This is a genomic window from Pseudoxanthomonas suwonensis (genome assembly GCF_010093235.1).
GTDB lineage: Bacteria > Pseudomonadota > Gammaproteobacteria > Xanthomonadales > Xanthomonadaceae > Pseudoxanthomonas > Pseudoxanthomonas suwonensis.
In genome coordinates this window covers 21,782-34,275 of the sequence record NZ_PDWP01000022.1, presented here as the reverse complement: position 1 = coordinate 34,275, position 12,494 = coordinate 21,782, and the positions used below count along the sequence as shown (strand labels likewise).

The window sequence follows — 12,494 nt, the reverse complement described above, 5'->3', positions numbered from 1 at the left end:
CCGGCGTACGGTGGACGCCGTGAGCAAGCGCATTCCCCTGGACGTGGTCGACGACCAGGGCAACTCCTTCTACGTCAGCGAGCGCAAGGTCTATCCGCGCGACGTCTCCGGCCGCTTCAACCGCCTGCGCGTTGCCGCGGTGGTGTGGCTGCTGGGCATGTTCTACCTGTTCCCCTGGCTGGAGTGGGACGGCCGCCAGGCGGTGCTGTTCGACCTGCCGGCGCGCAAGTTCTACGTGTTCGGCCTGGCGTTCTGGCCGCAGGACTTCCTGTTCCTGGCGCTGCTGCTGATCATCGCCGCGTTCGCGCTGTTCTTCTTCACCGCGCTCGCCGGCCGCCTGTGGTGCGGCTACGCCTGCCCGCAGACGGTCTGGACCGAGGTGTTCCTGTGGATGGAGCGCTGGACCGAAGGCGACCGGCCCAAGCGCATGAAGCTGGATGCCGGCCCCTGGAACCGCGAGAAGATCCTGCGCAAGGGCGCCAAGCACGCGCTGTGGCTTGCGTTCGCGCTGTGGACCGGCTTCACCTTCGTCGGCTTCTTCACCCCGATCCGCGACCTGGGCTCGCGCCTGGTCCCGTTCGAGCTGGGCGGCTGGGAAACCTTCTGGGTGTTCTTCTACGCCCTGGCCACCTGGGGCAACGCCGGCTTCCTGCGCGAGCAGGTGTGCAAGTACATGTGCCCGTACGCGCGCTTCCAGAGCGCGATGTTCGACCGCAACACCCTGCTGATCGCCTACGACCCGATGCGCGGCGAGCCGCGCGGCCCGCGCAAGCGCGGCCTCGCCAGCGTGCTCGAGCGCGCCCGCGGCCTGCTCGACCCGCGCACCGCCTACGACTACGTGTTCCGCGCCAGCGCGCACCCGACCGCGGCCGACAACCGCGCCCAGGCGCGCGGCACCATCACCCTGGCCGGCGCGGGCGAGAAGCCGGCGCCGCTGCCGAAGTTCGCGCCGGAGGAGCTGGGCGACTGCATCGACTGCACGATCTGCGTGCAGGTCTGCCCGACCGGCATCGACATCCGCAACGGCCTGCAGTACGAGTGCATCGCCTGCGGCGCGTGCATCGACGCCTGCGACGAGGTCATGGGCAAGATGGGCTATCCGCGCGGCCTGATCCGCTATGCCACGCAGAACGGCATCGACGGCAAGCCCAGCCGGGTCCTGCGCCCGCGCATCCTCATCTACGGACTGGTCCTGCTGGGCCTGTGCGTGGCCTGGGCCTGGGGCGTGACCCACCGCAGCGAGCTGATCGTGGAAGTGCTGCGCGACCGCAACGCGCTGTACCGCCAGTCCGGCGACGGCAGCGTCGCCAACGACTACACGCTCAAGGTGGTCAACAAGAGCCAGCAGGAGCAGCGTTACCGGATCATCCTTGAAACGGACGCCCCGCTGCGCCTTGCCGGCGCCGGCGAGGTGGACGCGGGACCGGAGCAGGTGGTGCCCGTGGCGGTGAGCGTGGTGGCGGGCGAGGGCATTCCCGCCGGGCGCCACGACCTGCGGTTCGTCGTCGGGAGCATCGATGGCAGCGAAAGGCGCATCATCGAGAGCAGCTTCTTCGGACCGGTCCAATGAACGATTCAAACCCGCACAAGCATCCCTCGCCCTGGCGCAATCCGGTGATGTGGCTGGTCGTCGGCCTGCCGCTGCTGTCGATCGTCGCCGGCGTGGGCCTGGTGGTGATCGCGGTCCGATCCGGCGGCGCCGACGTGGTGACCGATCCGGTGCGCCGGGTGTCGCAGATCCAGACCGCCGACCTGGGCCCGGACGCCCGGGCGAGGAAGCTGGGCCTGAGCGTGGTGCTGCGGGTGGAGGACGGCATCGTCGAAGTGCTGCCGGCCACCGGCAGGTTCGACCAGAAGGCGCCGCTGAGCCTGCAGCTGGAGCACCCGACCCGCCAGGCCGACGACCTGCAGCTGGAGCTGCAGCCGCATGGTCCGGGCTGGCGCGCCGGGCAGGTCGTGGACGGCTCGCATGACTGGATCGCCCGCCTGCGCGCGGCCGATGGCAGCTGGCGCCTGCAGGGCCGGCTGCCCAGGGAACAGCACGCGGCGCGCCTGGCCCCGTCGCTGGGCGGCGGCGAAGGCTGATCGCGATGGCGGCGGCCCTGGCCATGCCGGCCACCGCATCCGGGGCCGGCCACTGCCATCACTGCGGCGAGGCCCTGCCGGCCAACGCCTGCGTGCTGGAGCTGGACGGCCAGGCCCGTTCCTTCTGCTGCCAGGGCTGTGCCGCGGCGGCCGAGTGGATCGCCCAGGCCAACCTCGACGGCTACTACCGCCTGCGCAGCGCCGCCGCCGGCAAGGTCGGCGAGCAGCTGCCGGACCTGGCGGTGTGGGACCGCGCCGACGTGCAGGCCGCGCACAGCCGTGCGGTCGAGGGCGGCCGCGAGATCACCCTGCTTACCGACGGCATGCGCTGCGCTGCCTGCGCCTGGCTGATCGACCGCGCCCTGGCGCGCGAGCCGGGCATCGTCGACTGTGGCGCCAATGCGGTGACCGGTCGCATCCGCATCGTCTGGGACCCGGCCCGCACCGCGCTGTCGGCGCCGCTGCGACGCCTGGCGATGCTCGGCTACCGGCCCTACCTGGCCGGCAGCGAGGCGCTTGAACGCGAACGCACGCGCGAGCGCCGGCGCTGGCTGCTGCGGCTGGGCATCGCCGGCCTGGGCATGCTGCAGGCCATGATGATGGCCGAGGCGCTGTACCTGGACTTCGACAGCACCATGCCGGAGGCGACCCGCGACTTCTTCCGCTGGCTGACCTTCCTGCTGTGCGCGCCGGTGGTGTTCTACTCCGGCTGGCCATTCCTGGCCGGCGCCGCGCGCGAGCTGCGCCAGCGCCGCCTGGGCATGGATTTCCTGATCGCCAGCTCCACCCTGCTGGCCTACTTCGCCAGCCTGGTGGAGACCATCCGCGGCGGACCGCACGTCTGGTACGACGCGGCGGTGATGTTCGTGTTCCTGCTGCTGGCCGCGCGCATGCTCGAGCAGCGCGCGCGCAGCGTGGCCTCGGCCCAGGTCGACGCACTGGCGCGTGCGCGCCCGGCCTTCGCCACCCGCGAACTGGCCGACGGCCGCCGCGAGACCGTGCCGCTGGCGGCGCTGGCGCCCGGGGACGTGGCCTGCGTGGCCGCCGGCGAGGCGGTGCCGGCCGACGGCGTGCTGCTGGCCGATGGCGACAGCGCCGAGGCCTGGTTCGAGGAAGCACTGCTGACTGGCGAGTCGGCCCCGGTGCGCCGCACCGCCGGCGAGGCCGTCTACGCCGGCACCATCTGCCGCGAGCGCCCGGCCCGCCTGCGGGTCACCTGCACCGGCACCGCCACCCGCCTGTCGCAGCTGGCCCGCCTGGTGGAGCAGGCGCAGGCCCACCGCCCCACCCTGGCGCGGGTGGCCGACCGTATCGGCAGCCGCTTCGTGATGTCGCTGCTGCCGGTGGCGGCGGTGGTGTTCGCCGGCTGGTGGCACTGGCAGCCGGAGCGGGCGCTGGAAGTCACCCTGGCCCTGCTGGTGATCAGCTGCCCCTGCGCGCTGTCGCTGGCCGTGCCCACCGCCCTGGCCGCCGCGCACGGGGCGCTGGCGCGGATCGGCCTGCTGGCCATGCGCCCGGACGCGCTGGATACACTGGCCCGCGCCACCGACGTGGTGTTCGACAAGACCGGCACCCTCAGCGACGGCCGCCCGGTGCTGGCCTTGGTCGAAGTACTGGAGGACGGCCTGGACGAGGCCGGCGTGCTGGCGATCGCCGCGGCGCTGGACCGCGATACCGGCCATCCGCTGGCCACGGCGTTCGCCGGCGCCACGCCACTGGCCGCCAGCTCCGTGGACACCGTGCCGGGGCGCGGCGTGCAGGGCGTGGTCCAGGGCCGTGCCTGGCGCCTGGGCCGGGCCGATTTCGCCGCCGGCCGCCAGGACGATGGTGCGCTGTGGCTTGGCGACGGCGGGCGCGCCGCCGCGCGCTTCGTGCTGGAGGAACGCGCCCGGACCGACGCCGTCGACGCCCTGGCCGGGCTGCGCGCGCAGGGCCTGCGCCTGCACCTGGCCAGCGGCGATGGCGAAGCCGCAGTGGCCCGCCTGGCCACGACGCTGGGGCTGGACGAGCGCCATGCCCGGCAGTCGCCGGAGGACAAGCTGGCGCTGGTGCGCCGCCTGCAGGCCGAGGGGCGCATCGTGGCCATGGTCGGCGACGGCCTCAACGACGCCCCGGTGCTGGCCGGCGCCGACGTCTCCGTGGCCATGGGCCAGGGCGCCTCGCTCGCCCACCGCGCCGCCGACCTGGTGACCACCGGCGCGGGCCTGCTGCGGAACCCGGCCGCGGTTTCGCTGGCCCGCCGTACCCGCGCCATCATCCGCCAGAACCTGGCCTGGGCCGCCGCCTACAACGTGCTGGCGATCCCGCTGGCGGCCGCCGGCCTGGTCACGCCCTGGCTGGCGGCGCTGGGCATGGCCCTGTCCTCGCTGCTGGTGACCCTCAACGCGCTGCGCCTGGCGCGTCGCGCGCCGCTGCCCGCCAGCGGCGACAATGGCGCTTCCGCCCCTGGCCGCGAGGCACGCGCATGAGGATCCTGCTGCTGCTGATCCCGATCAGCCTGGTGCTGCTGGGCGTGGCCATCGCCGCCTTCGTCTGGGCGGTCAAGCGCGGCCAGTTCGACGACCTCGACACGCCCGCGCTGGACATCCTCGAGGACGACGACCGCCCGGCCCCGCCCCGTGGGCACCAGCGCGAGGGCGACACCCCGCCGCCATGATCTTCCCGGTCGACCTGCCCACCCTGCTGGCGGCGCTCACCGCCGGACTGCTCGGCGGGCTGCACTGCGCGGTGATGTGCGGCGGCATCGCCACCGGCTTCCACGCCATGGCCGCCGGCCCGGCGCGCACGGTGGCCTGGCAGGCCAACGCCGGGCGCATCCTCGGTTATGTGCTGGCCGGCGCCCTGGTCGGTGGGCTGGGCGGTGGCGTGCTGCGGCTGCTGCGGATCGAGGCGCTGGGCGTGGGCCTGCGCATGGCCGCCGGGCTGGCTCTGGTGCTGGTTGCCCTGCGCCTGCTGGACCGCGGCGGCCGCTTCGACCTGCTGGCCAAACCGGGGATCCAGGCCTGGCGCTGGCTGCAGCCGCTGCGCCGGCGCCTGATCCCCGCCGACCGCAGCTGGAAGCGCCTGGCACTGGGCACGCTGTGGGGCTGGATGCCCTGCGGCCTGAGCCTGGGCCTGCTGACCGTGGCCTGGCTGCAGGCCAGCGCGGCCGGTGGCGCCCTGGTGATGGCCGCCTTCGGGCTGGGCACGCTGCCGGTGATGCTGCCGCTGACCTGGACCGGGGCGCGCATGGGCCGCTGGCTGCAGCGGCCGGCGTTGCGCACTTCGCTGGCGATGCTGGTGCTGGGCGCGGGACTGCTGACCCTGGCCGCCCCCTGGCTGATGCAGGTACCGGCGCTGCACGGGCCGCTGGCCGCGCTGGGCTGCCGCCCGGCGGCGGGCTGAGTCCTGCCGGGAACGCTGGCTCAGTCGCGGACGCAGTTGCGTCCGGCGAGCTTGGCCCGGTAGAGGGCCGCGTCGGCAGCGCCGGTCCACGATTCGAACTCGTCCAGCCCGGGGCCGATCTCGGCCACGCCGATGCTCAGCGTGACCGGGCGGCCGGCGCTCATGACGCACTCCCGCACCGCCTGGGCCAGGCGCCGGGCGACATCCAGGGCGGCCTCGCGCGCGGTGCCCGGCAGCAGCACGCCGAACTCGTCGCCGCCGAAGCGGCCGGCGGCGTCGCCGCCGCGCAGGTTGTCCAGCACGCAGGCGGCGACCCTGCGGATCACCTCGTCGCCGGCCAGGTGGCCCTCGGCGTCGTTGATCTGCTTGAAGTGGTCGATGTCCAGCATCATCAGCGAGGCCACCGTGCCGTGGCGACGGTAGCGCCGCACCTCGGCCACCACCTGCGCCTGCCACTGCCGGCGGGTGTTCAACCCGGTCTGCGGATCGATGCGCGAATCCTGCTCCAGCTCGCGCTTGCGCATGCGCACCTGCTCGGTCAGGCGCCACGCCACCGTGCCGGTGCCCAGCGGATAGAGCAGGAAGAACGGCATGCACCAGAGCATGGTGCGGAAGGTGGTTTCAGGATGGAAAGGAAAGCCGGCGACCACCCAGCCCACCACGGCACCGGCCAGGGTCGTGAGCAGCGCGCGTCCGGCCAGGCTCCAGCCGCCGGCGATCAGCCGGTCCAGCAGCATCACCGCCAGCAGCATCGCGCAGGGCAGCAGGTCGAAGCCCATCATCGCCATCCAGAAACCGGCGATGGCGGTATCGACCAGGAGCAGCCGGTAGGCGGTACGCAGCGGTTGCAGCGTGCTCTCGCCACGCCACCAGGCAAAGGCCGGCCAGGCCACGGTATTGACCGCCAGCAAGGCCAGTACCCAGGCCGGGGCACCCTGCCCGTCCAGCGACGACACGATGCCGAGGGCCGCGACGACAAAGCCGATGGCCCGCATCAATGCGGTGTGCCTGACGAATCGCGCAAGGGAACTCTGTGCGGTTCCCGGGCTGGTAGGCATGAGGTGGTCCGATGGCAGCCCTAGGATCATCGGCACGAAAAAGCCCGGCTTGAGGCCGGGCTTCTTCTTTGGATATGGCAGCCCCGGATGGATTCGAACCACCGAATGCCTGAGTCAGAGTCAGGTGCCTTACCGCTTGGCGACGGGGCTGTAGCTGCAGGTCGGCAATTATACCTGCATCCACCGGAATTTCCATACCGGTGGCTGAAGGAAGTGGCGCCCGGGCGGGGTCGCCACCTCCCTCCGGGCCACCCCCGGCAGGGGATGGCCCATCCAGCGCATCAGCGCTTGGAGAACTGCGTGGCGCGGCGGGCCTTGTGCAGGCCGACCTTCTTGCGCTCGACCTCGCGGGCGTCGCGGGTCATGAAGCCGGCCTTGCGCAGGTCGGACTTCAGCGACTCGTCGTACTCGACCAGGGCGCGGGCGATGCCCAGGCGGATCGCACCGGCCTGGCCGGTGGTGCCGCCGCCGGTGGCGGTGACGACGACGTCGAACTTGTCGGTCGACTGGGTCAGCTCGAGCGGCTGGCGCACGATCATGCGCGCGGTCTCACGGCCGAAGAACTCGTCCAGCGGACGGCCGTTGACGGTGATGTTGCCGCTGCCCTTGCGCAGGAACACGCGGGCGGTGGAGGACTTGCGACGGCCGGTGCCGTAGTTTTGCGTGGTAGCCATCGTATGTGCCTCAGATTTCCAGCGGCTTCGGCTGCTGCGCCGCGTGCGGGTGTTCGGAACCGGAATAGACCTTGAGCTTGCGGTACATCGCACGGCCCAGCGGGCCCTTGGGCAGCATGCCCTTGACCGCGATCTCGATCACGCGCTCCGGGTGGCGCTCCAGCGCCTGGGCCAGGGTCTCGCTCTTCAGGTTGCCGACGTACCCGGTGAAGCGGTGGTACATCTTGTCCTGCAGCTTGTTGCCGGTCACGGCGATCTTCTCGGCGTTGACCACGACCAGGTAGTCGCCGGTATCAACGTGAGGGGTGTAGGTGGGCTTGTGCTTGCCGCGGAGGCGGTGGGCAAGCTCGGCGGCCAGGCGGCCCAGGGTCTTGCCGGAGGCGTCGACGAGATACCAGTCGCGCTGGACGGTCTCGGACTTGGCGATGAAGGTCTTCATGGGGACTCGAAGGTTGGTCGGGCGGATTCCGCACCCGGAATTGCCCGGACGGAACTTTGCCTCGCGTTGTGAAGGGTGCAGCAAAGACGCGGGATGTTAGCGCATCCGGAAGGCCCGGCGCAAGTCGCCCCCCTACCTGGACCGGGGACGGCGCGACCCTTCCCGGCCTTCACTTGGCGGCGCCGGCGGCCCGGCCGACAATCGCCGTCCACGCAGGAGTCCCGCCCATGCCTTCCGTCGCCCGCCACCTGTCCCCGCTGGATCGCGTCCTGGTCGAGGCCCAGCGCGCCCTGGAGACCACCCTGGGCGACCCGCCGGCGTCCCGGCCCTGCCCGGCCCGTGCCAAGGACCCGGTGCTGCCCAGGGCCGAGCGCCGCCATGCCGCGGGCCTGATGCGGATCAACCACGTGGGCGAGGTCTGCGCCCAGGGCCTGTACTTCGGCCAGGCCGCGGTGGCCCGCGACCCGGCCACCCGCGAGCACCTGCTGGACGCGGCCCAGGAGGAGACCGACCACCTGGCCTGGTGCGCGCAGCGGCTGCGCGAGCTGGACAGCCGCCCCAGCCTGTTCAATCCGCTCTGGTACGCCGGCAGCTACGCCATCGGCACCCTCGCCGGGCTGCGCGGCGACGGCTGGAACCTGGGCTTCGTGGTCGAGACCGAGCGCCAGGTCGAGGCCCACCTGGACGAGCACCTGGAGTCGCTGCCGGCCGCCGACCAGCGCAGCCGCGAGATCATCCGGGTGATGAAGGAAGACGAGGCCCGCCATGCCGACAACGCCGAGCACGCCGGCGCCCGCGCCCTGCCGCCGCCCATCCCGCAGGCGATGGCCCTGGCCTCGAAGTTCATGAAGCTGGTGGCGTACCGGATCTGATGGTTTGGTGGTTGGTGGTTGGTGGTTGGTGGTTGGTGGTTGGTGGTTGGTGGTTGGTGATTGGTGATTGGTGATTGGTGATTGGGGATTGGTGATTGGTGATTGGGGATTGGTGATTGGGGATTCGGGGGTTGATCCGTAGCCCGGATAAGCACAGCGCATCCGGGGTGTGGCGGATGGAAGGCCACCGGTGCGTGTCCACCTACTCCCCCGTGCCAACCGCCCTGGCCCGTTCCCCGCGCGGCGCGGTCAGGCGCTGGTGAGCTTCAGCCCGGCGATGCCGGCCACGATCAGGCCGATGCACAGCAGCCGCGCCACGGTTGCCGGCTCGCGGAAGACCAGCATGCCCACCAGCGCGGTACCGACCGCGCCGATGCCGACCCACACCGCGTAGCCCGTGCCCAGCGGGATGGCCTTCAGGGCCGAGGCCAGCAGCCAGAAGCTGCCGAGCATCGCCACCACCGTGACCACGCTGGGCAGCGGCCGGGTGAAGCCTTCGGAATACTTCAGGCCCACGGCCCACACCACCTCCAGCAGGCCGGCCAGCACGAGCAGGATCCAGGACATCGTCGTTCTCCTCCGTTCCATCCGGGCCACAAACGCAAAAGCGGCCCGGAACCAGGTTCCGGACCGCCGTCGGTCCCGCGTTCGCGGCGCCTGCCGCGGGCGGGTCGTCCCGCCTTGTTTTCCAGGCCCGGCCAGTGTGCCCGGTGCCACTGCAACCACGTGTAACCGCGCGGTTACTCGACCAGGTTGCGGCCGTGGAACAGCTCCTCGATCTCGCGCTTGAGCAGCGCCTCGATGCGCATGCGCTCCTTGAACGAGAGGTTGCGGGCCTTCTCCTCGAACAGGTAGGTGTCGAGGTCGAACTCCTTCAGGTGCATCTTCGTGTGGAAGATGTTCTCCTGGTACACGTTCACGTCGATCATCTCGTAGCGCGAACGGATGTTCTTGGCCAGGAAGTCCTGGATCGAGTTGATCTTGTGGTCGATGTAGTGCTTCTTGCCCTTGATGTCGCGGGTGAAGCCGCGCACGCGGTAATCCATCACCACGATGTCGGACTCGAAGCTCTCGATCAGGTAGTTCAGCGCCTTCAGCGGCGAGATCACGCCGCAGGTGGCCACGTCGATGTCCGCGCGGAAGGTCGCGATGCCGTTCTGCGGATGCGTTTCCGGGTAGGTATGGACGGTGATGTGGCTCTTGTCCATGTGCGCGACCACCGCGTCGGAGATGACCTCCTTGCCGGCCTGCTTCTTGTCGATCACCGGTTCCTCGGAGATGAGGATGGTGACGGACGCACCCTGCGGGTCGTAGTCCTGGCGGGCCACGTTGAGGATGTTCGCGCCGATGATCCGCGCCACGTCGGTGAGGATCTGGGTCAGGCGGTCGGCGTTGTACGCTTCATCGATGTACTCGATGTAGCGCTGGCGCTCGTCTTCGGAGACCGCGTAACAGACGTCGTAGATGTTGAAGCTCAGCGCTTTGGTCAGGTTGTTGAAGCCTTGCAGCCTCAGGCGCGGCAGCGGTTTGACCACGGCGGTCATGCCTCTGGGGGTGGGAAACGCGGCATTATGAGGCAAAGGCGGTGAAGGGGGTACGCCCCGTAAACCCCGGTTTGCCCCCCGGGGCGACACGGGGGTACCCTTCGCTACGCCTACCACCCCCCAATTCATGAACGCCAGGAATCCCGCCATCGTGTCTCCCGTGCGTTTTGCCAGCAGCCCGCTCTCGCTGGACCAGGCAGTCATCGACCGGTTCCTCGTCCATTGCCAGCGCCGCCGGTATCCCAATCGCACCGACGTGTTCAGGCCTGGCGACCCCGCCGGTACCCTTTATTACGTGGTCAGCGGCTCGGTCAGCATCATCGCCGAGGAAGAGGACGGGCGTGAGCTGGTGCTGGGCTACTTCGGTCCCGGCGAATTCGTCGGCGAGATGGGCCTGTTCATCGAGAGCGACAGCCGCGAGGTCATCCTGCGCACCCGCGCCGCCTGCGAACTGGCCGAGATCAGCTACGAGCGCCTGCAGCAGCTGATGCTGGGCTCGCTGGCCGCCGATGCCCCGCGCCTGCTCTACTCGATCGGCGTGCAGCTGTCGCGGCGCCTGCTGACCACCAGCCGCAAGGCCAGCCGCCTGGCGTTCCTGGACGTCCCCGACCGCATCGTGCGCACCCTGCACGACCTGGCCCGCGAGCCGGATGCCATGAGCCGCCCGCAGGGCACCCAGCTGCGGGTGTCCCGCCAGGAGCTGGCGCGCCTGGTCGGCTGCTCGCGCGAGATGGCCGGACGCGTGCTCAAGAAGCTCCAGGCCGACGGCCTGCTGCACGCACGCGGCAAGACCGTCGTGGTCTACGGCACCCGCTGAGCGGGGCCGTACGGCCGCGGGCTCAGGCCTGCGGCGCCGGCGGCGTATCGCCGCCGCGTCCGGGGCAACCCCAGTTGAGGATCGGCGTACCGGCAGGCAGCACCTGGCGGAAGAACGCCTCGCGCCCGCGCTTGGGATTGACCACCACCGGCTGGCGCGCGGCCTGCAGCAGCGGCAGGTCCGCGGTGCTGTCGCTGTAGGCCATGTCGATGTCGCTGTAGCCGCGCTCGCGCAGCATGCGCACCTTCTCGCGGTTGTGGCAGTGGCGGGTGGCCTTGACCCCGCCCAGGCGCGGCCCGACCTCGGTGCCGATCACCGGCACGTCCGCATGGGCGACGAAGCCCAGGATCGCCCGCGCCAGTTCCGGCGGCGCGCCGGTGGCCACGACCACGCGGTCGCCGCGGCGGCGGTGGTTGGCGAACACTTCCAGCGCGGTCGACAGCAGGCGCCTGGCGATCTCCTCGCGGTGGGTGGCGACGTAGCGGTCGATCACCCGGTCGAACTCGCGCACCCGGTGCATGCCGAAGCTGCCGATCCACACGTAGCCGGAAATGCCCCAGCGGCGGGTTGGCAGGAACGCCACCATCGGCCCGAGGATCGGGGTGAGCAGCAGCGCGGCCAGCACCCGCAGCGGGTTGCGGCGGATCATCCACGCGAACAGGTGGCTGCCGGAGTCGCCGTCGTACAGGGTGTGGTCGAAGTCGAACACCACCAGCGGCGCGTTCGCCCTGGGTTCGGGCCAGTCGTTGCTCATGCTTCCTCGAAGAACAGCTGTCGCAGGGCCTCGCCCGGCTCCTCGGCGCGCATGAAGGCCTCGCCGACGAGGAAGGCATGCACGCCGGCCTGGCGCATCAGCGCCACGTCCGGCGGCGCGAGGATGCCGCTTTCGGTGACCAGCAGGCGGTCGCGCGGCACCGCGTCCTTCATCCGCAGGGTCACGTCCAACGACACCTCGAAGGTGCGCAGGTTGCGGTTGTTGATGCCCACCAGCGGCACCGGCACCTGGAGCGCGCGTTCAAGCTCGTCGATGTCGTGCACTTCCACCAGCACGTCCATGCCCAGCTCCAGCGCGGTGCCGGACAGCTCGGCCAGCTGCTGGTCGTCCAGCGCGGCGACGATCAGCAGGATGCAGTCGGCGCCGAGCATGCGCGCCTCGTGCACCTGGTAGGGATCGATGGTGAAGTCCTTGCGCAGCACCGGCAGGGTGCAGGCGGCGCGCGCCTGTTGCAGGTACTCGTCCGCGCCCTGGAAGAAGTCCACGTCGGTCAGCACCGACAGGCAGGACGCGCCGCCGAATTCGTAGCTGACCGCGATCTCGTCGGGACGGAAGTCGGAACGGATCACCCCGCGCGAAGGACTGGCCTTCTTCACCTCGGCGATGACCGCCGGATCGCCCTGGGCGATGGCGGCCTGCAGGGCGGCGGCGAAGCCGCGCACCGGGCCGGCGTCGCGCGCGCGCGCGGCCACCTCGGCCAGCGGCAGGCGCGCCCGTCGCTCGGCGATTTCTTCGGCCTTGCGGGCCAGGATGGTCTGCAGGATGTCGCTCATGGGTGTCCTGTAAGGCGCGGCACCCCGGCCATGGCCGGGACCGGCATTCTCGCATGAGCCGGGCGCCGCCCGG

At 71.0% G+C, this 12,494-nt stretch carries 14 protein-coding genes and 1 tRNA gene; 7 read left to right on the top strand and 8 right to left on the bottom strand.

Annotated elements, in window-relative coordinates:
• The first annotated feature begins 19 nt into the window (after nt 1-19).
• From CSC68_RS11650 to CSC68_RS11630, 5 genes are read left to right on the top strand one after another with little or no spacing between them, the layout of a single operon-like run.
• Complete coding sequence (locus CSC68_RS11650) at nt 20-1,570, top strand: 4Fe-4S dicluster domain-containing protein (protein ID WP_162203723.1); 1,551 nt, start codon at nt 20-22, stop codon at nt 1,568-1,570.
• On the top strand, nt 1,567-2,085 hold the full coding sequence (locus tag CSC68_RS11645; protein ID WP_162203722.1) for a FixH family protein: 519 nt from the start codon (nt 1,567-1,569) through the stop codon (nt 2,083-2,085). Before CSC68_RS11650 ends, CSC68_RS11645 begins: the two co-directional genes overlap by 4 nt.
• 5 nt (nt 2,086-2,090) lie before the next feature.
• Nucleotides 2,091-4,553 (top strand): heavy metal translocating P-type ATPase, encoded by a 2,463-nt coding sequence (locus CSC68_RS11640; RefSeq protein WP_162203721.1) that lies wholly within the window; start codon nt 2,091-2,093, stop codon nt 4,551-4,553.
• The gene (gene ccoS / locus CSC68_RS11635; protein WP_162203720.1) at nt 4,550-4,741 is read left to right on the top strand and encodes a cbb3-type cytochrome oxidase assembly protein CcoS; all 192 of its coding nucleotides are present in this window, start codon (nt 4,550-4,552) and stop codon (nt 4,739-4,741) included. Before CSC68_RS11640 ends, ccoS begins: the two co-directional genes overlap by 4 nt.
• A complete protein-coding gene (locus CSC68_RS11630) occupies nt 4,738-5,469 on the top strand; it encodes a sulfite exporter TauE/SafE family protein (protein WP_162203719.1) in 732 nt (243 codons plus the stop codon). Before ccoS ends, CSC68_RS11630 begins: the two co-directional genes overlap by 4 nt.
• A gap of 20 nt (nt 5,470-5,489) precedes the next feature.
• Here the strand turns inward: CSC68_RS11630 and CSC68_RS11625 are convergent, their stop codons facing one another.
• The 4 genes from CSC68_RS11625 to rplM form a co-directional block, all read right to left on the bottom strand.
• The gene (locus tag CSC68_RS11625) at nt 5,490-6,464 is read right to left on the bottom strand and encodes a sensor domain-containing diguanylate cyclase (protein WP_162203718.1); all 975 of its coding nucleotides are present in this window, start codon (nt 6,462-6,464) and stop codon (nt 5,490-5,492) included.
• 138 nt (nt 6,465-6,602) lie between these two features.
• A tRNA-Gln gene (locus CSC68_RS11620) sits at nt 6,603-6,677 on the bottom strand.
• Nucleotides 6,678-6,808: 131 nt separating this feature from the next.
• Nucleotides 6,809-7,201 carry a 30S ribosomal protein S9 gene (gene rpsI, locus CSC68_RS11615; RefSeq protein WP_024867475.1) on the bottom strand — a complete coding sequence of 131 codons (393 nt, stop codon included), beginning with the start codon at nt 7,199-7,201 and terminating at the stop codon, nt 6,809-6,811.
• Nucleotides 7,202-7,211: 10 nt separating this feature from the next.
• Nucleotides 7,212-7,640 (bottom strand): 50S ribosomal protein L13, encoded by a 429-nt coding sequence (rplM, locus tag CSC68_RS11610; RefSeq protein ID WP_162203717.1) that lies wholly within the window; start codon nt 7,638-7,640, stop codon nt 7,212-7,214.
• Nucleotides 7,641-7,867: 227 nt separating this feature from the next.
• On the opposite strand from rplM, the gene coq7 reads away from it, so the two are divergent.
• Nucleotides 7,868-8,512, top strand: coding sequence for a 2-polyprenyl-3-methyl-6-methoxy-1,4-benzoquinone monooxygenase (gene coq7, locus CSC68_RS11605; protein WP_162203716.1), 645 nt, complete (start codon nt 7,868-7,870; stop codon nt 8,510-8,512).
• A 249-nt stretch (nt 8,513-8,761) separates the two neighbouring features.
• On the opposite strand, the gene sugE is transcribed toward coq7, so the two are convergent.
• Nucleotides 8,762-9,079 (bottom strand): quaternary ammonium compound efflux SMR transporter SugE, encoded by a 318-nt coding sequence (gene sugE / locus CSC68_RS11600; RefSeq protein ID WP_162203715.1) that lies wholly within the window; start codon nt 9,077-9,079, stop codon nt 8,762-8,764.
• Nucleotides 9,080-9,252: 173 nt separating this feature from the next.
• Nucleotides 9,253-10,047 carry an adenosylmethionine decarboxylase gene (speD, locus tag CSC68_RS11595; protein WP_024870477.1) on the bottom strand — a complete coding sequence of 265 codons (795 nt, stop codon included), beginning with the start codon at nt 10,045-10,047 and terminating at the stop codon, nt 9,253-9,255.
• Nucleotides 10,048-10,183: 136 nt separating this feature from the next.
• On the opposite strand from speD, the gene crp reads away from it, so the two are divergent.
• Entirely contained in the window at nt 10,184-10,873 is a 690-nt protein-coding gene (crp, locus tag CSC68_RS11590; RefSeq protein ID WP_162203714.1) for a cAMP-activated global transcriptional regulator CRP, read from the top strand.
• Between the two features lie 22 nt (nt 10,874-10,895).
• Here the strand turns inward: crp and CSC68_RS11585 are convergent, their stop codons facing one another.
• Nucleotides 10,896-11,627, bottom strand: a complete 732-nt coding sequence (locus CSC68_RS11585; RefSeq protein ID WP_162203713.1) for a haloacid dehalogenase-like hydrolase — start codon at nt 11,625-11,627, stop codon at nt 10,896-10,898.
• On the bottom strand, nt 11,624-12,421 hold the full coding sequence (gene trpC / locus CSC68_RS11580) for an indole-3-glycerol phosphate synthase TrpC (RefSeq protein ID WP_162203712.1): 798 nt from the start codon (nt 12,419-12,421) through the stop codon (nt 11,624-11,626). The genes CSC68_RS11585 and trpC overlap by 4 nt, the downstream gene beginning before the upstream one ends.
• Nucleotides 12,422-12,494 lie beyond the last annotated feature (73 nt).

Excerpts from the sequence above, each read along its gene's own strand:
- rpsI (WP_024867475.1), bottom strand. The coding sequence starts at position 7,201 with ATGGCTACCACGCAAAACTACGGCACCGGCCGTCGCAAGTCCTCCACC.
- ccoS (WP_162203720.1), top strand. The coding sequence starts at position 4,550 with ATGAGGATCCTGCTGCTGCTGATCCCGATCAGCCTGGTGCTGCTGGGC.
- CSC68_RS11625 (WP_162203718.1), bottom strand. The coding sequence starts at position 6,464 with ATGCGGGCCATCGGCTTTGTCGTCGCGGCCCTCGGCATCGTGTCGTCG.
- crp (WP_162203714.1), top strand. The coding sequence starts at position 10,184 with ATGAACGCCAGGAATCCCGCCATCGTGTCTCCCGTGCGTTTTGCCAGC.
- sugE (WP_162203715.1), bottom strand. The coding sequence starts at position 9,079 with ATGTCCTGGATCCTGCTCGTGCTGGCCGGCCTGCTGGAGGTGGTGTGG.
- CSC68_RS11645 (WP_162203722.1), top strand. The coding sequence starts at position 1,567 with ATGAACGATTCAAACCCGCACAAGCATCCCTCGCCCTGGCGCAATCCG.
- coq7 (WP_162203716.1), top strand. The coding sequence starts at position 7,868 with ATGCCTTCCGTCGCCCGCCACCTGTCCCCGCTGGATCGCGTCCTGGTC.
- CSC68_RS11640 (WP_162203721.1), top strand. The coding sequence starts at position 2,091 with ATGGCGGCGGCCCTGGCCATGCCGGCCACCGCATCCGGGGCCGGCCAC.
- CSC68_RS11585 (WP_162203713.1), bottom strand. The coding sequence starts at position 11,627 with ATGAGCAACGACTGGCCCGAACCCAGGGCGAACGCGCCGCTGGTGGTG.
- CSC68_RS11630 (WP_162203719.1), top strand. The coding sequence starts at position 4,738 with ATGATCTTCCCGGTCGACCTGCCCACCCTGCTGGCGGCGCTCACCGCC.
- trpC (WP_162203712.1), bottom strand. The coding sequence starts at position 12,421 with ATGAGCGACATCCTGCAGACCATCCTGGCCCGCAAGGCCGAAGAAATC.
- rplM (WP_162203717.1), bottom strand. The coding sequence starts at position 7,640 with ATGAAGACCTTCATCGCCAAGTCCGAGACCGTCCAGCGCGACTGGTAT.